This window comes from Pseudenhygromyxa sp. WMMC2535, assembly GCF_011083025.2.
Window position 1 is genome coordinate 2765128 of sequence record NZ_JABJWV010000001.1, and the last position, 21199, is coordinate 2786326.

Consider the following 21199-nt stretch of genomic DNA (forward strand, 5'->3'; position numbering starts at 1 on the left):
GAGCGCTTACCTCCGAGAAGGACAGCACCTCTTCGAGGAGACACGCGTCGGAGTCAGCAAGCCTGTCCGAGCGCAGAGGGTCCCCTGCTGGCCCGTGCGTGTGCTCGCCGAGCAAGACACCCTCCGCAAAAGACCAGCAAGCCCCCACCAAGCAAGACACCCTCCGCAAAAGACGAACAAGCCCCAACCAAGCAAGACCCCCTCCCAAGCAAAAGGCCCCCGCCCCAACAGGAACGAAGGCCCACCCCAAAAGAGGCGCCCGCGAGCAAGCCCTCAGCCGAGCTTCTCGGCGATCCACTTGCGCGTGAAGATCGTCGTCGCCTGATAGCTACGCTTGACCTCCTCGACCACATGCTTCTCGACCTTCCCCCCGACCAGCGGCACCCGGCACTCGCAGTTCGCCTTCCAGATCCGCCGCAGCTTGCCCTCCCCGACCGGCTCGAGCTCGTAGACTCCCTTGGCCGTGAACTTGTCCGCGAAGAAGTTGGGGATCGTGACCACCTCCATCACCCCGGTGCTCCGCCGCCAGACGTTGCGCTCCTCGTAGGCGATCGCGTCCTTGACCAGCTTGCGCAGCGCCGAGGGCACGTCGCGGCGGGGCGTCAGCTTCTGGACGCGGTGGATGACCTCCGCGTCCCCCTCGCCCTCGCGGCGAAACTCGATGACCTCGCGCTGGATGTCGAGGTGCTCCCACAGCGCGGCGTTGTAGGCGTCGCTGAAGAACATCTCCCAGTACTGGTCGGGGGTGGTGTTGAACTCGTCGACGATCTCGTAATCGATCATGGTGACTCTTCGTGCGTGTGCGTGTTGGCAGCGTGCGAGCTGGAGGGGATTTTTGGTGCGGGCGCGGTGCCCTCGGCGGCCTCGGCCTCGCTGGCGGCCGCGCGCAGGTCCGGGTCCCGCATGAAGGAGGCCAGGGCGACGGCGCCGACCAGCTCACCGTACCAGAGGGTGCACGAGCGGATGAGCAAGGTCGAGGCCACCGCCACGCCCTCGCCCACGCCCATGGCAAAGCGGGTCGCGAGCACGCCCAGGGAGCCCTCGGTGGCGCCCAGGCCCCCGGGCAAAAAGGAGAGCGCGCCGATCAGTGTGGTCGCCGACCACAAGAAAGTGCACAGCAACAGGCCCGCCGAGACCCCGGGGAAGGCGTTGAGGATCAGCCAGTAGCCCACGCACTCGAGGCCCCAGCCGACCACGGAGATCGCGCTGAGCACGCCCAGGTAGCGCAGGCGCAGGAGCACCGCGGCGCTGTCGACCATGCCCAGGGCGCGCTCGGCCAGGCCGCCCACGACCGGCAGCCGGGCACACAGCCGCAACAGCCCGCCAAAGAGGCGCGGCGAGCCCAGCAAGATCACCCCGGCGAGGACCAGGACCAGGGCTCCGAGCACGTGGGGCAGGTACTCGGAGAAGTCGGCGATGCCGATCAGCGCGAGCACGACCAGGGCGATCAGGTCGCTGAGCCGATCCGCGACGACCACCGGGGCCGTGCGCGTGAAGGGGACGCCGTTGCTCGCCCGCAGCAGCACGCTGCGCAGGACCTCGCCGACCTTGCCGGGGGTCACGGACATGCTCAGGCCGGCGAGATAGATCTCCAGCGAGCGCGGGAGGCTCAGCTGCGTGGGCTCGTGCAGCCCGCCCGAGCCGCCGCGGATGTCGAGCCAGCCCAGGGCCAGCTCCCACTTCCAAAAGCGCAGCAGGTAGTTGAGCGAGGACAGGCCCAGGGCCATGGCGACGGCGGACCAGGCGAAGCCGGCCAGGCTGTCGGCGACCTCGCGGGCGTCGAAGACCAGCAGGGCGACGACGTAGACGAGCACGCCGATCGCCACGCCGATCAGCGTGCGGCGCAGCAGCCGACTCACCGCGGCCCCGATCCCAGGCCAAAGCTGCGCTCGTGCTCGTCGCCGAACCACCGCTGCGCCCACAGGCCGGCGAAGCGGCCGGGGACGCGCGGGGGCAGGGCCCGGGTCTGCGCGGCGCCCGAGCGCAGCCGCGCCTTTTGGCTGCGGATGCCTGCGATCGCTCGGTCGGCCATGCGCTTGGGCGCGCGCGGCTCGGGGGCGGCGACGTCGAGGCGCGGCCAGGCCCCGGGGCTGGTGGTGAAGCTCGGCGCGGGGGTGGTGGTGACCCGGCCAGCGGCGAGGCCGAGGGCGCGCGACAAGAAGTGATCCACGCCCAGGACCTCGTCGTCGCCGACGCGGCTCCACTCGCCCAGGCCGAGCACGCGCTCGGCCTCGCCGAGCTCGCCGAGCAGGCGCGTGGGCGCCTCTCGCAGCCCGCGGGTGGCCTGCTCCGTGGGCTGCTCGAACACGCCGGCCCAGGTCCCGTCGACGACCACGGCCGCGCTCGCGAATACGGCCTCGAGCAGGGCGCGGCCAGCCCTGGCCGCGCCCTCGTCATCCCAGGGCGAGCGCGCCCGCGCGCCCTCGAAGCCCCAGGCGCGGGCGAGCTCGGCCGCGGCGATGGTCGAGGGCCCCGACCAGCTCGGGCGACCGCCACGGCGCCTACCGGGGCGCAGCGAGAGCGGGGTGAGCACGATCAGGCTCGAGCCCGCGAGCTCCCTGGGCACCCGCGCGGGGCGGGCCTGGCCGGGGAGCTCGAGCTCGAGGGTGCGATCTCGACTCGGGCGCTCGAGCAGCTCGCCGGGGTGCTCGAGCAGGCCGCCAAAGCTGGCGGCGCTCGCCGAGACCGAGCGCGCGCGACGAAGCGCGGCCTCGGCCGTGTCGGGGTCCCCCAAGGGCAGCCACAGCGCCGGGGTCCGCTCGGCCTCGATCAGCGCCTCGAGCACGCCCTCGATCACCCAGGGCGTGGGCGTGAGCCCGGGGTGCGGGCCGAAGGCCAGGACCGCGAGGGTCACGGGGCGCTGCCGCGGCAGCGCGGTCAGCAGCGCTCGAGCGACGGTCCGGGCCGCCAGCTCGGGGGAGCTGGGCTCGCCGGCTTGAACCTGGAGCTTGGCGCGCACGCCGGCGGAGCATAACGGCGGCCCCGGCAAAGTTGTAGCGGGCTACTCGAACTCGACGTCCATGACCATGGTCGCCGATTCGGCCGGGCCCTTGGGCGCCTCGTAGGCGTCGGAGGGCTCGCGCTTGGTGCTCAGGCCGGAGCTCGACACGGCCGCCGACATGGGCGCCGAGTCGGCGGCGGCCTCGGCCAGGGTCGGCACGGAGCCGAGGCTGTGCGACGCGCTGATCTCCCGTTCGCGCTCGCCAGCCTCGGGCTGGACCAGGGCGGGGGAGGAGTCCGCCGCCGAGCTCGGGCGTCGCCCCTGGAGGTGACGCGGCTGGCTCAGGCGCCAAAAGCGGATCGTCTTGGCCTTGGCCCCGGTCATCCGCGCGAGCTCGTCGTCGGACAGGCGCGGGAGCAGATCCACGTAGCGACCGAAGGCGCGGTTGACCTCTTCGATCTGCTGACGCAGCCCCTCGACGGCGGACAGCGGCGCCCGGGCGAGGCGCGAGAGCTCCTCGTCGCCGAGGCGGCTGAAGAGATCGAGGTAGGGGACCAGCCGGTTGCGAGGGTTGCCGGCCGCGGCCCGACGCGCGCCGCTGGTCTCGCGGGTGCGCGCCTCGACCTCGGCCCGGGTCATGCGGACCTGCTTGAGGGCGATGCGGCCCAAGGTGCCATCGCTCGCGCCCCCGCTGGTGTTTTCACTGGCCATGGCTCGCGTCGCGGATTGTAGCCGCTGGGGGCTCGGTCACGCGACAAAAGCAACGTCAAAAGTGTGCTCGGAGTCGCGAGCTTCACCAAGTGCCCCGGGCTAGCCCGGGGCACATGACAACTTAGCGAAACGCTAATTGTTGAAGGTATCGACCGAGAGCTTCCGGTTGCTCTCGAATTGCGCCTCAGCCGCTCGGGCCTCGGCGAGACCGGAAGTCCGCAACACCCACATGCGCTCGCGCCCGCTGACCTGCTCGTTCTCGCGCGCGACGATCTCGATGATGTTGTTGCCCGGAGTCAGCGGCACGTCCGCGCGGAACTCGAGCTTGCCCGTGCTCGGGTTCGGGCTGGCGACATAATAGACCTTTTCGGGGTTGCCGAAGAGGTTTCGCGCCGGGTTGTAGACGGTGACGTAGACGTCGCGCAGCTCGCTGTCGTCGACGGCCAGGCCGGAGATCGTCACCTTGGTCTCGCTGGTCTGCCCGGGGACGGCGTCGAGGCGGACCTTGGGCGGAGACACGGCGTAGACCGCCGAGCTCGCGCCGGGGCGACGCGGACCCTTGGCCGCGAGCTCGAGGGCCTCGTCGCGGGCGAAGGCGACCTGGCCCTTGCCCAAGGAGAGCTTGTGCCAGCCGTCGGCGCTGCCCAGGGAGGTGAAGCGGGCTCCGGCCTCGGCGTGGGCCAGGGGCGGCGCGCCCTCGTAGGGCGCCGCGTAGAGGTCGACGGCCTCGCGCAAGGTCGCGCCGCCCTCCTCACCCGAGAAGCTCATGGCCTGGCGGACCGGGAACACGACCTCGTCCATGACGTATTCGCCGATCTTGTTGTCGGCGACGGTGATCTGCAGGGCGACCTCCTCGACGGGCTTTTGCACCTCCAGATCGAGCTCGACGAAGTCCGAGGCGCCCACGGCGAGCTCACCGACCTTGCCGCGCCCGGTGTGCAGGAAGACCGCGTCGCCCGAGCCGTTGCGCAGCTGGACGCGGGCGTCCTGGGCGTCCCCCGGCCCGGCGTTTTGCACCCACACCCGCAGGTGCACGCGCTCGCCGACCTGGAGCAGGCCGTCGCCGTTGCCCGAGATGTCCCCGGTCTTGCCGCCCTTGGCCAGGCTCAGCTTGGGGTCGTCGATGACCTGGTAGCCGTAGGCGAACTTGGGCCGCTCGATGCCCTGGGCCGAGATGTCGATCGAGGTCTGCGAGCCCTGGGCGAGGGGCGCCTCGTGCTGCGAGTGGAGGTGAAAGTCGATGCGATCCGTGCGCGAGAGCTCGTGGGCCGAGACCGAGAGCTTGAGCTCGGCGGTCTTGGTCTCGCCGGGCTCGATGCGGCCAAAGAGCAGCTCGCGCTCGTCGAAGTAGTTGTAGTCGCTGTCGGAGATCGCCCGCACGCGGTAGGCCGGGGTCGTGCCAGTGTTGGTCACGCTGACCGTGAGCACGCCCGAGTCGCCGCCGCGGATCGCGTTGCCGGGCTTGTCGGTGGCGAGCGAGACCTTCAGCAGCGGGCTGCCCTGGCTCGCGGCGGGGGCCGGGCCCGCGGCCCAGTCGATCTTCTTGCTGGCCAGGCTCTTGGCGATGCGCTGGTCCTCGATCTTGGCCTGCTCGGCCATGAACTGAGGCAGGGCCGCGAGGATGTCGCTGCGCCGCGGGCTCGGGGCCCACAGCGCGAGGTCACGGGCGACGCGGATCTCCGGGTCCTGGAGCAGCATCTGCGCGCGCTTGTTGGCGTCGTCCTCGAGCTCGATGCGCGGCGGCGGCTCGCTGGGGTCGACCTCGTCGCCGACGCCCACGGAGCCCTGGGACAGGAAGTAGAGCGGCCCGGCGGTGATCTGCTGCTGCTGGGCGGTGCCGTTCTCGAGGTGGGCCGAGAGCGCCTCCTCGCGCACGAGGTCGAAGCGCTTGCGCCCGTAGTAGGCCACGCCCTCGCGGCCGACGTAGACGGGCATGGTCTCGAGGTCGGGGCTCACGCCCACGGACTGGATCGAGACGTCGCCGGGGGTCAGGTACTGGGCGATGGTCAGCTTGAGGGCGAGCTCGGTGTCGGCCACGCGGCGATCGTGGAGGACCTGGACCGAGCCCTTGCCGAAGGTGCGCCGGCCGACGATCACCGCGCGGTCGAGGTTGCGCAGGGCCCCGGCGACGATCTCGGTGGCCGAGGCCGAGCCCTGGTCGACGAGCACGACCACCGGCACATCCGCGAACTGATAGTCCGGCGTGGCCTTGCTCTCCTCGCGCGGCGAGGACTCGCCCTCGGTAGCGACGATGATCCCCGCCTCGATGAACGCGTCGGTGACCTCGACGGCGGCGTTGAGCAGGCCGCCGGGGTTGTCGCGCATGTCGAGGACCAGGCCCTGGACGCCCTGCTTTTCGAACTCGCGCAGCTTGTCGCGCAGCTCGCCGCCGGTGGTCTGGGCGAAGTTGCGGGGGATCTGGATGAAGCCGATGTTGGCGGCGCGGCCCTGGGCGTCCTCGCCGGGGAGCACGTCGCCGGTCACGCTGTCGAGCTTGATCAGCGCGCGCTCGATCAGGAACTTCTTGCGCGTGTCGACCCCCTCGCGGCGCACGTAGATCGCGACCTGGCTGCCCTCGGGCCCGCGCATCAGGCCCACGGCCTCGTTGAGGGTCATGGTCACCGTGGACTCGTCGTCGATCTGCACGATGCGGTCGCCGGTCTTGAGCCCGGCCTTGGCCGCGGGGTTGCCGTCGAGGACGCGGAGCACGGTCAGCTCGCCCTCGCGCATGCCGACCTCGATGCCCAGGCCGCCAAAGTGGCCGGCGGTGTTGGTCCGCATGTCCTCGTAGGAGGCCGGGCGCAGCAGGTTGGTGTGCGGGTCGAGGGTCGAGAGCACGCCCTCGACGATGGCGTACTCGGCATCGCGCTGGGCGTCCTCGTCGAGGCTGGCGTGGTCGTTGACGAAGGACAGGGCCGCGCGGATCTGCGGGCCCACGGCCCACAGGGCGTCGGCGTCGGCATCGAACTCGCGCTCGGTCGTGCCCACGCGGATCGTCACCTTGCCCTCGGTCTCGGCGGGCTGGACGAGGACCTCGGGGATCACGGCCTCGAGCGCCTCGAGGCCGGCGCGGGTCATGGCCGCCGGGTCGACGCGCTTGGGCTCGACGTAGTACTTGCTGACATTCCACAGCGTCCAGTCGAGGACGCGCAGCTGCGTGGGGTCTCGATCCTGGGACAGGCGCGCGTGCTCGCCGAGATCTCCGCGCCCGGCCTGGGCGCTGCGATCTCCGACGGCGGTCAGGCCGAGGGCCAGGGCCAAAGAGCCGAGCACGACGGCGGGGGTGGGCAGGCTGCGTCGACGGCGGGTTCGGCTGCTCTCGCGCACCGGACCAGTGTAGTGCGCGCGCACGGCCCGAGCCACCTCGTTTGGGGGGTGGAGGCCGCGCGCTGGAGGCTATCGGGCGGCCCTCCCCTGGCGTAGACTCCGCTGCGATGGGCAAGCGAGAGCCCAAGACGCGCGACGCGGGCGCGACGCTCCCGGCGAAGCGCGGCGAGACCCTACCGGCGGTCGTGGAGGTCGACGAGGACGATGACGCCTCGTCGTCCGGCGATGACGCGTCGGAGACCGACGCCGCGGAGGCCGAGGCCCTCGGCGACGTCGCCCCGGCCTCCGACGAAGAGCTCGACGCGATCGAGGCCTCCCTGGGCCGGCGACCCTCGGCCGCTCCGGCGGGGACCACCGCCTTGGCCCTGCGCGACCCGATGGCCGCCTACATGGGCGAGGTTCGCCGCCACCCGCTGCTGACCCGCGAGGAGGAGCACGCGCTCGCGGTGCGCTGGGTCGAGGACGGGGATCAGGACGCGGCCAAGCGCCTGGTGACCTCGAACCTACGCCTGGTCGTCAAGATCGCCAACGAGTATCGCCGCGGCTACCAGAACCTGCTCGACCTCGTGCAGGAGGGCAACATCGGGCTGATCAAGGCGGTCCAGAAGTTCGACCCCTACCGCGGGGTCAAGCTCTCGACCTACGCCGGCTGGTGGATCCGCGCCTACGTGCTCAAGCACATCCTCAACAACTGGCGCCTGGTCAAGATCGGCACGACCCAAAACCAGCGCAAGCTCTTCTTCAACCTCCGCAAGCAGCGCGAGGCCCTGGTCCGAGCCGGGGTCGACCCCACGGCCGAGAACATCGCCAAGGGCCTCGACGTGTCCACCGAGGAGGTCGTCGAGATGCAAAAGCGCATGGGGGCGCCCGACGCCTCGCTCAACGCCCCGCTGGGCAGCGACGACGAGGCCGGGGCGCGCACGCGCATGGACGTGCTCGAGGACGAGGACGCCGACCCCGAGGGCGAGGTCAGCTCGCAGCAGTTCAAGCGCATGCTCGCCGACAAGCTGCGGGTGTTCGGCGCGACCTTGGAGGGGCGCGAGGCCGAGATCTTCACGGATCGCCTGGTCTCCGACGAGCCGGTGACCTTGCAGGAGCTCGGCGACCGCTGGGGGGTCAGCCGCGAACGCGCCCGGCAGATCGAAAAGCGCATGGTCTTGCGGCTGCGCGCGTACCTGCAAGAAGAGCTCGGCGACGCCGTGCAGATCGCCCTCGGCCATGACTGAGCCCGGGCAGCTGATCCTGGTCGGGACGCCCCTGGGCAACCGCGAGGACCTGCCGCCTCGGGCTCGCCGCGCGCTGCTCGAGGCCGACTTGCTGCTGTGCGAGGACACGCGCTCGCCCCAGCGCCTGCTCGCGCCGCTGGCAGAAGACGAGCAGCTGCCGCCGCGGGTGTCCTGCTTCGTCGGCAACGAGCACGAGCGTCAGGCCATGTTGCTCGAGCACCTCGAGCGCGGCGAGCGGGTCGCCTTCGTCAGCGAGGCCGGGCTCCCGGTCTGGAGCGACCCCGGCCGCACCCTGGTCGCGGCCGCCGTCGCGGCTGGCTTCGCCGTCGACGTGATCCCCGGGCCGACCGCGGCGAGCTGCGCCCTGGCGCTGTCGGGCTTCGCGGCCGAGGGCGCGCGCTTTTGCGGGTTCTTGCCGCGGGCCGGCAAGGAGCGGCGGGCGGCCCTCGACGACCTGGCCCAGGCGCGCGGGGCCGCGCTGATCTACGAGGCCGGCAACCGCACGCCGGCGCTGCTGCGAGACCTCGTCGGGCTCGGTCCCGAGGTCGGCGCTCGCCAGGTGGTGATCGCCCGGGAGCTGAGCAAGCGCCACCAGGAGATCCTCCGCGGCAGCGTCGACGAGCTCGCCGGGCGGATCGACGAGGCCCTGCGCGGCGAGGTCACGGTCGTGCTCGCGGGCTGCCCCGACGCGGGCGAGGCCAGCGAGGACGCCCTCGATCCCGCCATCGCCGGCGCCCGGGCAGCCCTCGAGGTCATGCTCGACCCCGGCCTCAAGCCGCGGGCGCGCGCCAAGGCTCTGGCCGCGCTCACGGGCCTCGACGCCCGGGCGCTCTACGATCGGCTGCGCGGCTGATCTCTCAAGGTGTGCTGGGGCCTGGGCCTGATCATCAACAATCTCGGCCGCAAACCAGGTAGCCTGGGCGCGACGGTTCGACGTCTTCGATGAGCAAGGATCCCCCTCAGATGCCCCAATTCACCAGCAGCGATGGTCTCGACATTCACTACCGCGTCCTCGGCGAGGGCAAGCCCGTCATCCTCGTCCACGGCTGGATGACCGACGGCACGGCCTGGAACGCGATCACCGACGCGCTCACGGGCGCCGGCCTCCAGCTCTTCATCCCCGACCAGCGCGGGACCGGCGAGTCGGCCAAGCCCGAGCGCGGCTACGGCATCGAGCAGTACGCCGACGACGTCGCCGCGCTGGCCAAGGCCGAGGGCCTCGAGCGCTTCTCGATCGTCGGGCACTCCATGGGCGGGCTGATCGCCCAGGTCGCGGCCGCCGCGCTCGGCGAGGCCGTGGCACGCCTGGTCTTGCTGTGCTCGGTCCCCGCCGCCGGCCTGCCCCTGCCCGAGGAGGCCGCGGGGCTCTTCCTCAGCGCCTACGACAACCCCGAGGCTCAAAACACGATCCTCGGCATGGCCTGCTTGCAGCTCGACGACGCCGGCCGCGAGCTCCTGCTGCGCTCGGCGGCGACCGTGAGCAAGGCGTGCATCGAGCAGTCCTTTCACGCCTGGACCACGGGCGGCTTCGCGGATCGCCTGAAGGACATCCGCGCCGAGACCTTCGTCTACGGCACCGACGACCCCTTCTTGCCGCCCGAGGTCCTCGACTCCATGCTCGTTCAGCGCATCGACGGGGCGAAATTCGTGCATCAGCCGGGGCCTGGCCACTATCCGCACGTCGAGACCCCAGCGGTCGCCGGCGAGAAGCTGGCCGCGCTGCTGGCCTGAGCTGGCTGTCTTCGTCGAGCCCCGAGGCGTCGGGGCACCCTGCGCCCGTGGTCGACGACAGTGTTGGCCACGGGCGCCGTGATCCTCTGCTAGGCTCGTCCGAGCTGCTTACCTGGTAGACATCATGCGACGATTCACCTGTATCTCCTTTGTGATCCCCTCCTTGGTCCTGCTCACCGCTTGCCCCAGCGACGACGGGGGTGGCAACGATGACGGCAACGAGGACGGCACCGATGACGGCAACGAGGACGAAGGCACCGGGGCCGAGACCTCCGCGGGCGAGAGCGATACCAGCTCGGAGTCGACCTCCGCGGGCACGGGAGAGACCGGCGTCGGGGAGACCGATAGCGGAGAGACCGACGTCGGAGAGACCGATGTCGGAGAGACCGACACGGGAGAGACGGACACCGGCGAGACGGACACCGGCGTCGTCGACTGCGAAAACGACCCGGGCTGGGGGGCGCTCGAGGTCGGCGCGCCGGTCAAGTACATCACCGCGCTCGACCAAAACGGTGAAGAGGTCAGCTTCTGCCAGTGGCTGGGGACGCCGATCGCCCTCGACGTGGCGGCGGTGTGGTGTGGGCCGTGCAACGAGGTGTCGAGCTACTTCTCCAGCGACAGCACGGACGATCCCTTTGGCGGGGGGCTGGGGGAGGATCTGCGTACGATGATCAACGGGGGCAAGGTGATCTGGGCGACGGCGCTGGTTCAGGACGCCAGCGGGCAGGCGACGACGGTGGAGAACGCGGCGGCTTGGGATGCGCAGTATCCCAATGAGAATATTCCGGTGATGGTGGAGGGGGACGTGCCGATGGTGCCGGACTATGTGCAGCTTGGGTGTTGGCCGTCTGTGTTCGTGGTGGATCATGAGTTGAACTGGTTGGCTTTGGATGATTGTGCGACTTGGAATCACTTGTTCGAGTTGACGGATAATTACGGGGAGTAGGGGGTGGCGAGTTTGATGGGAGGGGCCTCTCGTTTGGGGGGCTCTTCTCGTTGGGCGCTTCTCTTGTCGGGGGGCTCTTCTCGTTGGGGGCTTCTCTTGTCAGGGGGCTCTCTTGTCAGGGGCTCTCTTGTCAGGGGGCTCTCTTGTCAGGGGGCTCTCTTGTCAGGGGGCTCTGGGGTGGTCTTTGGCGGGGGATGTCTTGGTCGGCGAGCACGCGCACGGGCCAGCAGGGGACCCTCAGGCCTCAGACAGACGCTGACTGCGACCGTCTCTGCGCAGAGCGATTGCCTTCCTTTGATGACGGGGCGCGCGTCGAGGGGGGGCTGCGTTCGCTAAACTCGCCCTGAGGGTCCCCTGCTGGCCCTTTTGTGCGCGTCTTTGGCGATGGGGGACCCCGTCGCATGCGACGGAGAATGGCTCTCTTGGGAGGAGGCGCCTCTGCTGGGGGATGCTCTGCTGGGGGATGCTCTGCTGGGGGATGCTCTGCTGGGGGATGCTCTGCTGGGAGATGCTCTGCTGGGAGATGCTCTGCTGGGAGATGCTCTGCTGGGAGATGCTCTGCTGGGAGATGCTCTGCTGGGAGATGCTCTGCTGGGAGAGACGCTCTGCTGGGAGATGCTCTGCTGGGAGATGCTCTGCTGGGAGATGCTCTGCTGGGAGATGCTCTGCTGGGAGATGCTCTGCTGGGAGAGACGCTCTGCTGGGAGAGACGCTCTGCTGGGAGACGGTGCTCGTCTCTTCGTTTCGGGTCGCGCGCTCGAGGTGATCCGTGGGCACCGACTCGACGCGCAGAAAGTTGGCGGGGATGGAGATACGATCCCCGATCTGGAGCCGATGGTGCTGCACGGGCTCGCCGTTGATCAACGTTCCGTTGCGCGAGCCGAGGTCTCGCAGCCATCGCTTGCCAGGCGATCGATAAAGGCGCGCGTGCTCGCGCGAGACGAGAGCGTCCTCGAGCACCAAGTCGGCGTCGCCGCTTCGTCCGGCGACCCAGCTCTTGCCCGAAGGTCAGAGAACTCTGCTCGGAGGAGGGAACTCTGCTCGGAAAAGGGAACTCTGCTCGGAGGAGAGAGGGGGTTCTCTTTGGAGGATGGTGCGCTCTGGCCGAGGAGGAAGGCGCCGCTTGGTTTGGAGAAGAGCAGACGCCGAGGGCTCTGCTCGAGGAGAGGCGCTCTGCTGGGGAGAGAAGACTCCGCTCGGGCAGAGTTTTTGAAGCGGTGGCTCTGCTCAGGGGCGGGTGACCCAGGGGACGGGGGCGCCGCCGCGGGCTTGTTGGTGCCTGGCGTAGATCGCTCGGGCCTGGGCGCGGTGGCCGTAGCGAAGCAGGAATTGGATGGCGAGATCGGCGACCTCGGGCTCCTGGGGGGCGACCTTGGTGGCTTGGGCGAAGCGCTGGGCGGCCTCGGCGGGGCGGTCGAGGGAGTCGAGGGCGCTGCCGGCGAGGGCGTCGGGGATGCCCCAGTCGGGGAGGATGTCGGAGGCGATGTCGGCGTGGATGAGGGCGCGCTCGGGTTCGCCGGCGCGCAGGAGGACGCGGGTGCGCCAGACCTGGGCGCGGGCGCTGCGGGGGCTGGCGGCGACGGTGATGGCGGTGATGCCGTCTTCGCTGGTCCAGGCGTGGGTGTGGGCGGCGCTGAGGGTGGCCTGGAGGGTGAGGTAGGCGAGCAGGGCGATGGTCGGGAGGCGGCGCTGGAGGAGGGGGGCGAGGGTCTCGGCGGCGAGCAGGGTCAGGGGGACGCTGGCGCCGTAGAAGAGGCGCTCGGCGTAGATGGCGGGGAGGAGGGTGAAGAGCTGGCAGGCGAGGGCGCCGGCGCCGAGCAGCCAGGCGATCAGCCACGCGCGGGTGGCCTGGCGGCGACGCCAGCTGGCCACGGCCCAGGTGGCGAGGAAGAGGACGATGGCGAGGCCGAGGGCGGCGCGAAGCCAGCCTTCGGGGCCGGTGAGGGGGATGGCGTCGTAGCTGTGGTCGGCGCTGAGCGGGGTGCCGAGGAGGGCGACCTGGAGGTAGTGAGTCCACAGGCCAAAGGGGGCGGTGAGGCGGATCGAGGCTGGGGCGTCGAGCAGCGGGTTGACGCCAAAGGTGATGTGCTGGGCGGTCCAGCTGCCGAGGACGCGGGCGCGGGCGAGCAGGGCGAGCGAGGTGAGGGCGATGGCGAGGGCGGCGAGCAGGGGGCGAAGGTGCGCGGGTGCTTTGGCCTTCGACTCGTGGGTCTCTTTGGGGGCGAAGCGGGGGGCGAAGCGGGGGGCGAGCAGCCAGGCGAGGATGGCCAGCGGGGCGATGATCGCCCCGCTCTCCTTGGCGCCCAGGGCGATCAGGCTGCCGAGCGCGACCAGGGCCCAGCTGGCGCGGCGAGGGGCGAGGCAGGCGATGGCGACCACGAGCACGCCCAGGGTCGAGAGCACGTCTGCGAAGCCGACGATGCTGGCGACGGCGTCGACGTGGATCGGCATCAGCGCGAACAAGAGCGCGGCCAGGGCAGGGGCGGGGGTCGGGAGGCTCAGGCGCTGGCCGAGGCGCCAGACAAGGGCGACGCAGGCCAGGTGGGCGAGCCAGCCGAGCAGGTGAAAGGGGAAGGGGTCGCCGCCGCCGAGCTTCCAGGCCAGGTTCCAGGCGAGCACCGGGAGCGGGCGCCAGGCGTCGACGTTGGCGACGGCCGGGTCCTGGCACCAGAAGTTGTGGCTGAAGATCTCGGTCAGGGAGAGCGGGCCGGTGACGCAGGTCGAGCGCGTGACCGCGGGGATGTCGTCGAGGACGAAGTCGCCGGGCAGCGCGAGGCCAAATACGAGGGCGGCGGCGAGCAGGGCGAGGAGCAGCAGGACCGAGCCGCGACTTCGCGCGCTCGGAGCGTCGGCGTCGCTCGAGGTCGGGGTCGAGGCCTCGGTCGACATCGGAGCCTCGCTCGTGGCCGGCGTCTCGCTCGCGCTCGTGTTCGTCTCGGCCAAGGTCCCCATGATAGGACAAGCCGCCTGGCGACGTCGTCGCGAGGCGGCTCGTGGGGCGCTTTTTGGCCGCCTGCGCGGCCTGTCGGGCTCAGAGCTTGACGTACTCGAACTCGGGGCCCTGGCCCTCGATCCCGCGGCTGGGCGGGGCGATCCAGTTGGCGAACTTTCCGGGCTCGTAGACGGGCTTCATGATCGAGAGCAGGTAGTCGTTGTCCTCGGGGACGAGCAGCCACTTGTCCTTGTTGGCCTCGAACTGCTCGGCCGAGATCAGCTCGCCCGCCGGGTTGAAGTGGTGCCCGGCGTAGATGCCCTGGTGCCGGTGAAAGCGCGGGCTGGGCAGGCTCAGGCGCAGGTCGAGGCCCTCCTGCTCGAGCACGCGGTTCCACTTGCGCAGGGCCTTCTCGCAGTCGGCCACGTACTCGTCGCGGAGCACGGCGTTCATCGCGTTGCGCAGCGGGATGTCGCGGTCGATCAGCTTGCCGTCCTCGACCATGGGCAGGATGTAGTTGCCCGAGACGGCCTTGTGGTCCTCGTACTTCTTGGCCTCGCGGTAGCGGCCCTTGAGGCCGGCGCCGAAGAAGTCCGCGGCGTTGTTGGACACCTCGCCGCCGAACAGGTCGAGGCTGTAGGTGAACCAGTAGTTGATGGTCCGCTGGATCAGCCCGAAGTCGATGCCGCCCTGGGCGCGGACGTCGTTGTTGGGGTCTTGCTTGAACAGCTCGGCGCTGCGCTGGATGATCCGCTGGAGCCCGGTCTGGCCGACGAAGAGGTGGTGGGCCTCCTCGGTGAGCATGAACTCGGTGGTCCGCGAGAGCGGGTCGAAGCCGGACTCGGCGAGGGCGGCGAGCTGATACTTGCCGTCGCGGTCCGTGAACATGGTGAACGCGAAGAAGCTCAGCCAGTGGTCACAAGGCTGGTTGAAGGCGCCGAGGATGCGCGGCTTGTCGGGGTCGCCGCTGCGCCGGTTGAGCAGCTCGTCGGCCTCGTCGCGGCCGTCGCGGCCGAAGTACTTGTGCAGCAGGTAGACCATCGCCCACAGGTGCCGGCCCTCCTCGACGTTGACCTGGAACAGGTTGCGCATGTCGTAGAGGCTGGGCGCCATGTGCCCGAGCAGGCGCTGCTGCTCGACCGAGGCCGGCTCGGTGTCGGCCTGGGTGACGATGATCCGCCGCAGGGCGTTGCGGTGCTCGCCCGGGACCTCGTGCCAGGCGGGCGCGCCGGCGTCGTCGCCACAGCGGATCCGCGAGTCGTCGGGGTTGCGCGGGTTGAGGAAGATGCCCCAGCGGTAGTCGGGCATCTTCACGTAGTCGTAGTTGGCCCAGCCCTCGTTATCGACGCTGATCGCCGTGCGCAGGTAGACGGGCTTGTCGGCGAAGTCCGTCGGGCCCATGTCGTTCCACCACTCGAGGTATCCGGGCAGCCACTTCTCGAGGGCCCGACGGAGCTTGTTGTCGTGGGCGAGGCCGACGTTGTTGGGGATCTTGGCGTTGAGGTCGACCGAGGTGCTTGCCGTCATGTCTGGGTCCTTGGCTGCGGGGTGGGAGCGGGGCGCTGGGTTGGGGCGATGAAGTCGAAACGAGGTCAAAGAACACCCGAGCGTGCAGGCGCCGTGGATGGACGCTCGCCGCGCACGCGGAGCAGGTGGATGTTCGATGTGGTGGGAGGAACTTTGTGGGGCGGGTTTAGACCCGCTCCCAATCGAAGCGGGGGCGCTCGGGGCGACCGTAGAGCGTGAGCGCGCCCTCTGGGCCGGTGGCGTTGGGCCGGATGAAGATCCAGTTTTGCCAGGCGGTGAGCCGCGCGAAGATCTTGGAGTCGCAGTTCTCGAGGCCGGGGAAGCGCAGGTTCGCCTCCATGCCGGTGAGCGCGTCGGGCGAGAGGCTCGCGCGCTCTTCGATGGCCACGCGGGTGTCGTCGTCCCAGTCGATGTCGTCGAGGAGCACCGTGACCAGGCCGGCTTCGTCGGCCTCCTCGGCGCTCATGGCCGCGAACTTGCCCTGGAGCCCCTCGAGCTTGTCGGGCTCGCCATAAAAGCGGACCGCGAGGCGGGGCTGGCCGTGGCTCATGGCCAGCGGCCCCCAGGACAGGGGCGAGAGGCCGACCTGCACCGGGCTGTCGGGGTCGTCGAGCAGGTAGAAGCGGTCGCTGGCCAGGGCGAGCTCGAAGAGGTTGCCGCCCCAGTTGGTCCCGGCCTCGCCGATCGCAAAGAAGGAGCGGCTGGTCAGGTCGACGCGGCGCAGGGTCCGGGCCATCAGCCCGATGATCTCGCGCGCGAGCCAGGTCGGCTGGCCGGGGTGCTTGTCCGCGTCGGCGGCGTCGAGCAGCGCCTGGTCGTAGGCGATGGTCCGGGCGACGTCGCACTCGACCTTGATCAGCACCAGGCCGATGTCGAGGTGGTTGACGCGCAACTGGAGGATCGCGTCGTCGAGCTCCCGATAGGCGCGCAGGGCCCAGGTCGCGTCGCCGGCCGCGTGCAGGGCCGCGGGGCCCTTCTCGACCAGGGCGAGGTCCTCTTCGCTGGGGCCGCGGACGACCAAGGTGGCGATCCGCGTCTCGGGATCGCAGTCGAAGGTCACGGCGCTGTAGTGACGGTGGTTGCCGTCCTCGCTGGCCTCGATCTTCAGGGGGTTCAAGCTGATGCCCACCCGCGGCTCGTCGCCGAGCCCGCTGGCGGCCTGCTTGGCGAGGACCTCGGCCCGCTCGCGCACGGCGACCTCGAACTTGGAGCGCGGGAAGCTGCCGTCGACCAGGCCCCACTTGACGGCCTTCTTGCCGCGGACGCCCTCGGCGGTGGTCGAGAACACGTCGGCGAGGTCACGCCGGACCTTGCGCTTGTCGACCAGGCGCGTGAGCCCGCCGGTGCCGGGGAGCACGCCGAGCAGGGGGACCTCGGGCAAGCTCACGGCGGAGCTGCCGTCCTCTTGCAGGTAGATCTCCTTGCAGGCCAGGGCGAGCTCGTAGCCGCCGCCGGCCGTGGTCCCGTTGCACGCGGCCACGTAGACCTGGGCGCTGTTGTCCGTGGCGTCCTCGAGCTCGCAGCGCGTCTCGTTGGTGAACTTGCAGAAGTTCACCTTCCAGGCGTGGGTGCTCGCGCCGAGCATCGAGATGTTCGCGCCGGCACAGAAGGCCCGGTCGTTGCCCGAAGAGATCAGCACGGTGCGGACCTCCGGGTGCTCGAAGCGCATGCGTCGCACGACGTCCGCGAGCTCGATGTCCACCCCCAGGTCGTAGCTGTTGAGCTTGAGCTCGTAGCCGGGGCGTAGGCCGCCCTCCGGATCGACGTCCATCACCACCTGGGCGATGGGCCCATCGTGGCTGACTTTCCAGTGCTTGTACTTCGAAGGGTGGGTCTCGAAGTCGACGGGCTCATGCTGCGCTGCGTCGGGCTGCCCCATGTCCCGAAAAAATAGCAGGCTGCGGCGAACTTAGGGTCGTATGTCCGCGTGTGTCGTCACACGGTAAAATGCCGAATTCGTGCGAGTGCACACGGTTTCTCGGCCTTTTTGGGACGACCGGTCGCGCGCTCGCCGGTGCGCTCGCACACGGGGCTCGCCGCTCTAGCAGCCGCGACCCGACTCACCATGAGCGCCGGGCTCTCGCCAGCTGCAGCTGCTCAAGCACGCGTCACCGTCGTCGTCGTTGCCGTCGTCGCACTGCTCGTCGGGGCTATCGACGACACCGTTGCCGCAGGTCGGTGAAGGTGCGCAGCACAGCGCTTGAGCGTGGCGCTCGTTGCAGCCCATGCCGCCCATCGCGGTCGAGTCGAGCTCGCCGCCATCGAGCTGCGGGCGCGCGCTACCAAAACCACAGTTGAGCGGGATGTCGGCGCCGAGGGTGCCCGGATCGTCGAAGGGGCCGACGACGAAGTGCGCGGGGCTGCCGTCCTGGCGATCGTAGATCTCGGCGGCGACGACCGTGCGCGCGTCGACGCGGTAGCTCCAGCGGTCGTTGCGGGTGACGTATTGCGCGTGAGAGCAAAGCCCCCAGCCCACGGGGCACAGCTGCTCGAGGTCTTGCTCGCAGGTGCGGTCGTGGACGTCGTCGCAGACGACCATGTCGCCGGCGGGGCTGGTTGCGACCTTGACCGAGCGGCCCTGGCAGTCGTCCTCCGAGCGCGCGCGGATCGGCGCGCGCGCGAGGGTGTCGCGCGCGTCGGTGGGCTCGGGTCGATCTTCGCGAGCATGATCGGCTTCGCGAGCATGATCCGCTTCGCGAGCGTGATCCGCTTCGAGATCGATCGCGGCCGCGGGCTCGCGCGTCGACTCGCCCTCGCCCGGGGCGGTCTCGGCTGGCGTCCTGGTCGCGCTCAGGCTGAGCATCGGTAGGACGAGGGCCGCCACTAGGGCCCCGAATCCCGATCGATTTGCTCCGCGCGTCATGGCCAGCGATCTAGCGGCTTTTGGGTTGTCTGCCTATCCTGACTGTGGGTAGGGGCAGGATGTAGTGACCATTTTACCAAGACGAGCTCACAATTTCACGGCGAGGTGTAGGAGCGCGGCTTGACCGCAGGGGGCATCGGCGGAGCGGGCGGCTATTCTCCGCGGGTGCGCGATCCCCTACTCCTGCGAGCACCTCGTGGACCGATCCGAGCGACCCTGCGACCGCCGGGGTCGAAGAGCCTCAGCAACCGCGCGTTGCTCTTCGCGGCGATGGCCGATGGGACCAGCGAAGTCATCGGCTGCCTGGACGCCGAAGACACGCAATTGATGCTCGATTGTCTCGTAGCGATGGGCCTGGTGGTCACGCGCGTCGGCTCGACCCTGGCGGAAGGTGTGCGTGTGACCGGCGTGGGGGCGGGGCTCGGCCGTAGTGTTGGTGATCTCGATCTCGAAGTCGGCACTGCGGGCACGGTGGCGCGCTTTTTGACAGCGGCCCTCGCGGCTGCGCCTGCGCCGAGTTGGGAATCTGTGTTCTTGGACGGCAGCGAGCGCATGCGGGAGCGACCCATGGGGGGGCTGCTCGAGGCGCTGCGTGGGCTCGGGGCCGACATTGGCTACAAGGATGCGCAGCACACGCTGCCACTGCGAATTCGTCCGGTGGCGGGCGGTCTGCCAGGTGGCACCGTGACTCTGGATCGCCCGGCCTCCTCGCAGTTCGTCTCGGCGCTGATCTTTGCCGGGAGCTCGAGCCGCGAGGGCGTCGACATCGTCCTGCGCGAGGGCACGCCAGCGCGGCCCTACGTGGACATGACCATGGCGACCCTCGCTGCTTTTGGAGGCAGCGCGCGGTGGGTTTCTTCCGGGGAACACCAAGGTCCCGGTGAGCGCCTGCGCGTCGAGCCCAGGGCCCTGCGCCCGTGCACGCGCTTCGTGGTCGAGCCCGACGCCTCGGCGGCCAGCTACTTCCTGGCTCTCGCGGCGATCTACGGGGGTGAGGTCACGATCCCGGATCTCGGCAGCGAGAGCCTCCAGGGCGACGCCCAATTTTGGCGGGTGCTCGCGGCCTTTGGCGCCGAGGGGGAGCAGGACCGCGAGCGCACCACCGTGCGCGGGGGTGGGGGAGGGCTTCGCGGCCAGACCCTGGATCTCACGGACATGCCCGACATGACCCTGACCGCCGCCGTCGTGGCGCTCTTCGCCGAGGGGCCCACGCAGATCCGCGGCGTCGAGATTCTTCGCCACCACGAGAGCGATCGCCTGGCCGCCGGCGCGACCGAGCTGCGCAAGCTCGGGGCCGAGGTCCGCGAGCTCGACGACGGCCTGGAGATCCACCCGCCGGCCGGGGGCCTGCGCCGGGGCGTGGTCATCGACACCTACCGCGACCACCGCATGGCCATGGCCTTCGCCCTGGTCGGCGACGTGGGGATCGCGGACCCGGGCTGCGTGGCCAAGACCTTCCCAGAGTACTTCGAGGTCCTCGATGGCCTCGGCATGATCGCGCCCGAGCCCGAGCTCGAGTCGGCGTCGCAGTCGGAGGAGGGCGACGACGATGCGGCCGACTGACGCGCCCAAGGTCGGCGACGAGCTCGAGGTCGAGATCACCGGGATCTCCAGCCGCGGCGACGGCCAAGCCACGCTCGGCGAGCGCACGCTGCTGGTCCCCGGGGCGCTGCCGGGGGACGTGGCAAAGGTACGGATCGAGGCCGTCGCACGTCACCAGCCGCGGATCCACGGCCGACTGTCCGCGCTCGTGCGCCTCGCGGCGCAGCGTCGGGCGCTGCCCTGTGCGCGCCACCGAGACTACCGAGGCAGCGTCGAGCAAGCGCGGCTCGAGTCGACGCGCTCGACCTGCGAGGGCTGCCCGCTGATGGCCGTCGAGATCTCGGCGCAGCGCGAGGCCAAGCGCGAGCTGGTGGTCCGCGAGCACGGCCTCGCGCTGGCCCCGGGGAGCGTGCGCGGGGGCGAGGAGTTTGGCTATCGCTGGTCGAGCAAGCGGGTGGTCTCGGGGCGACCTGGCGCGCTGATCTTTGGTAGCCGCGAGGGCGGTCGGGGCGGCAAGCCCTTCGTCGCCGACATGCGCGGCTGCCTCGTCGACCACCCCAAGATCGTCGCCGTCTTCGACGCCCTGCAGGCGCAGGCGGAGGCCCTGGGCATCGAGCCGTGGCGCGGCAGGGACCAGGCGAAGGGCGACCTGCGCTACCTGTGGGCCAAGACCGACGGCGAGCGGGTGCTCTTGACGTTGATCACCGGCAGCGAAGACAGTCCCGCGGCCAGGCAGCTCGGGCCGTGGGCCGCGGCCCGCGAGGACGTGGCGGGCGTGGCCTGGAGCGTGCAGTCGGGGGAGCAAAATGCGATCCGCGGCGACGCGCCCCGTCCTCTGGGAGGGGAACAGCGCCTGCGGGTGCCCTTTTTCAGCGCGGGCGAGTTCAGCGAGGGCGAGGACGACGTGAGCGTGGGCGAGCTCGGCCCGAGCGCGGTCGAGGTCGGCCCGCTGGGCTTCTTGCAGCCAAACCCGGCGGTGGCCGCCCTGGCCTACGCCGACTTGGTCCGTGACACGAGCGGCGAGCTGGCCATGGACCTCTACGCCGGGGCCGGCCTGACCACCGCGGCCTTGCGTCGGCGCTTCGCCAAGGTCGTGCCCTGCGAGGCCTACCCGGAGTCGGCGGCGGCCCTGGGCGTGGCGCCGACGGAGGTCGCGGACTTCTTGGACAGCTGGACGGGCGCGGGCGAGGCGAGGCCCGAGCTGGTCGTTGCGAACCCGCCCCGCGCGGGGCTGGGGGCGAGGGTGTGCGAGTCGCTGCGTCGCCTGGGGGCGCCGCGTCTGCACCTGATGAGCTGCAACGCCAAGACCCTGGCGGAGGACCTCGAGCGCCTCGGACCGGACTACGAGGTGGTCGAGCTGCTGGCTCACGACACGCTGCCTCAGACGCCGCACCTCGAGCTGGTGGCTCGGTTGGAGCGTCGGTCCGTGTGATCGGTTTCCCGATCGTTCCCG

General features: G+C 70.4%; 15 protein-coding genes. 6 read left to right on the forward strand and 9 right to left on the reverse strand.

Annotation, left to right across the window (positions count from 1 at the left end; translation table 11 throughout):
- Positions 1 to 273: 273 nt before the first annotated feature.
- From G6O69_RS10625 to G6O69_RS10645, 5 genes are all read right to left on the reverse strand, one after another.
- Positions 274 to 783, reverse strand: a complete 510-nt coding sequence (locus G6O69_RS10625; RefSeq protein ID WP_172303400.1) for a DUF2505 domain-containing protein — start codon at positions 781 to 783, stop codon at positions 274 to 276.
- The gene (locus tag G6O69_RS10630; protein WP_172303401.1) at positions 780 to 1859 is read right to left on the reverse strand and encodes a lysylphosphatidylglycerol synthase transmembrane domain-containing protein; all 1080 of its coding nucleotides are present in this window, start codon (positions 1857 to 1859) and stop codon (positions 780 to 782) included. Before G6O69_RS10630 ends, G6O69_RS10625 begins: the two co-directional genes overlap by 4 nt.
- The gene (locus tag G6O69_RS10635) at positions 1856 to 2959 is read right to left on the reverse strand and encodes a hypothetical protein (protein ID WP_172303402.1); all 1104 of its coding nucleotides are present in this window, start codon (positions 2957 to 2959) and stop codon (positions 1856 to 1858) included. Before G6O69_RS10635 ends, G6O69_RS10630 begins: the two co-directional genes overlap by 4 nt.
- Positions 2960 to 3001: 42 nt before the next feature.
- Positions 3002 to 3652 (reverse strand): hypothetical protein, encoded by a 651-nt coding sequence (locus G6O69_RS10640; RefSeq protein ID WP_172303403.1) that lies wholly within the window; start codon positions 3650 to 3652, stop codon positions 3002 to 3004.
- A gap of 132 nt (positions 3653 to 3784) precedes the next feature.
- Entirely contained in the window at positions 3785 to 6979 is a 3195-nt protein-coding gene (locus G6O69_RS10645) for an MXAN_5808 family serine peptidase (RefSeq protein WP_172303404.1), read from the reverse strand.
- A gap of 107 nt (positions 6980 to 7086) precedes the next feature.
- Between G6O69_RS10645 and G6O69_RS10650 the strand changes: the two genes are divergently transcribed.
- The 4 genes from G6O69_RS10650 to G6O69_RS10665 all read left to right on the forward strand — a co-directional run bounded on the left by G6O69_RS10650 (position 7087) and on the right by G6O69_RS10665 (position 10882).
- Positions 7087 to 8205, forward strand: a complete 1119-nt coding sequence (locus G6O69_RS10650) for an RNA polymerase factor sigma-32 (RefSeq protein WP_172303405.1) — start codon at positions 7087 to 7089, stop codon at positions 8203 to 8205.
- Positions 8198 to 9058, forward strand: coding sequence for an SAM-dependent methyltransferase (locus tag G6O69_RS10655; protein WP_172303406.1), 861 nt, complete (start codon positions 8198 to 8200; stop codon positions 9056 to 9058). Before G6O69_RS10650 ends, G6O69_RS10655 begins: the two co-directional genes overlap by 8 nt.
- A gap of 110 nt (positions 9059 to 9168) precedes the next feature.
- Positions 9169 to 9936 carry an alpha/beta hydrolase gene (locus G6O69_RS10660; RefSeq protein ID WP_172303407.1) on the forward strand — a complete coding sequence of 256 codons (768 nt, stop codon included), beginning with the start codon at positions 9169 to 9171 and terminating at the stop codon, positions 9934 to 9936.
- Between the two features lie 124 nt (positions 9937 to 10060).
- Positions 10061 to 10882, forward strand: coding sequence for a hypothetical protein (locus G6O69_RS10665; protein ID WP_172303408.1), 822 nt, complete (start codon positions 10061 to 10063; stop codon positions 10880 to 10882).
- Positions 10883 to 12109: 1227 nt separating this feature from the next.
- On the opposite strand, the gene G6O69_RS10675 is transcribed toward G6O69_RS10665, so the two are convergent.
- The 4 genes from G6O69_RS10675 to G6O69_RS40050 form a co-directional block, all read right to left on the reverse strand.
- Positions 12110 to 13825 carry a hypothetical protein gene (locus tag G6O69_RS10675; RefSeq protein WP_172303410.1) on the reverse strand — a complete coding sequence of 572 codons (1716 nt, stop codon included), beginning with the start codon at positions 13823 to 13825 and terminating at the stop codon, positions 12110 to 12112.
- A gap of 88 nt (positions 13826 to 13913) precedes the next feature.
- Positions 13914 to 15341 carry a benzoyl-CoA 2,3-epoxidase subunit BoxB gene (boxB, locus tag G6O69_RS10680; protein ID WP_172303411.1) on the reverse strand — a complete coding sequence of 476 codons (1428 nt, stop codon included), beginning with the start codon at positions 15339 to 15341 and terminating at the stop codon, positions 13914 to 13916.
- A 166-nt stretch (positions 15342 to 15507) separates the two neighbouring features.
- Entirely contained in the window at positions 15508 to 17220 is a 1713-nt protein-coding gene (gene boxC, locus G6O69_RS10685; RefSeq protein WP_172303412.1) for a 2,3-epoxybenzoyl-CoA dihydrolase, read from the reverse strand.
- A 162-nt stretch (positions 17221 to 17382) separates the two neighbouring features.
- On the reverse strand, positions 17383 to 18144 hold the full coding sequence (locus tag G6O69_RS40050; RefSeq protein ID WP_255215758.1) for a hypothetical protein: 762 nt from the start codon (positions 18142 to 18144) through the stop codon (positions 17383 to 17385).
- 225 nt (positions 18145 to 18369) lie between these two features.
- Between G6O69_RS40050 and aroA the strand changes: the two genes are divergently transcribed.
- A complete protein-coding gene (gene aroA, locus G6O69_RS10695) occupies positions 18370 to 19767 on the forward strand; it encodes a 3-phosphoshikimate 1-carboxyvinyltransferase (RefSeq protein WP_172303413.1) in 1398 nt (465 codons plus the stop codon).
- Positions 19754 to 21178, forward strand: coding sequence for a TRAM domain-containing protein (locus G6O69_RS10700; protein ID WP_172303414.1), 1425 nt, complete (start codon positions 19754 to 19756; stop codon positions 21176 to 21178). Before aroA ends, G6O69_RS10700 begins: the two co-directional genes overlap by 14 nt.
- The last annotated feature ends 21 nt before the right edge of the window (positions 21179 to 21199 follow it).

Coding starts and splice junctions, on each gene's coding strand:
- G6O69_RS10665 (WP_172303408.1), top strand. CDS start 10,061: ATGCGACGATTCACCTGTATCTCCTTTGTGATCCCCTCCTTGGTCCTG.
- G6O69_RS10660 (WP_172303407.1), top strand. CDS start 9,169: ATGCCCCAATTCACCAGCAGCGATGGTCTCGACATTCACTACCGCGTC.
- G6O69_RS10625 (WP_172303400.1), bottom strand. CDS start 783: ATGATCGATTACGAGATCGTCGACGAGTTCAACACCACCCCCGACCAG.
- G6O69_RS10640 (WP_172303403.1), bottom strand. CDS start 3,652: ATGGCCAGTGAAAACACCAGCGGGGGCGCGAGCGATGGCACCTTGGGC.
- boxB (WP_172303411.1), bottom strand. CDS start 15,341: ATGACGGCAAGCACCTCGGTCGACCTCAACGCCAAGATCCCCAACAAC.
- boxC (WP_172303412.1), bottom strand. CDS start 17,220: ATGGGGCAGCCCGACGCAGCGCAGCATGAGCCCGTCGACTTCGAGACC.
- G6O69_RS10655 (WP_172303406.1), top strand. CDS start 8,198: ATGACTGAGCCCGGGCAGCTGATCCTGGTCGGGACGCCCCTGGGCAAC.
- G6O69_RS40050 (WP_255215758.1), bottom strand. CDS start 18,144: ATGCTCAGCCTGAGCGCGACCAGGACGCCAGCCGAGACCGCCCCGGGC.
- G6O69_RS10700 (WP_172303414.1), top strand. CDS start 19,754: ATGCGGCCGACTGACGCGCCCAAGGTCGGCGACGAGCTCGAGGTCGAG.
- G6O69_RS10650 (WP_172303405.1), top strand. CDS start 7,087: ATGGGCAAGCGAGAGCCCAAGACGCGCGACGCGGGCGCGACGCTCCCG.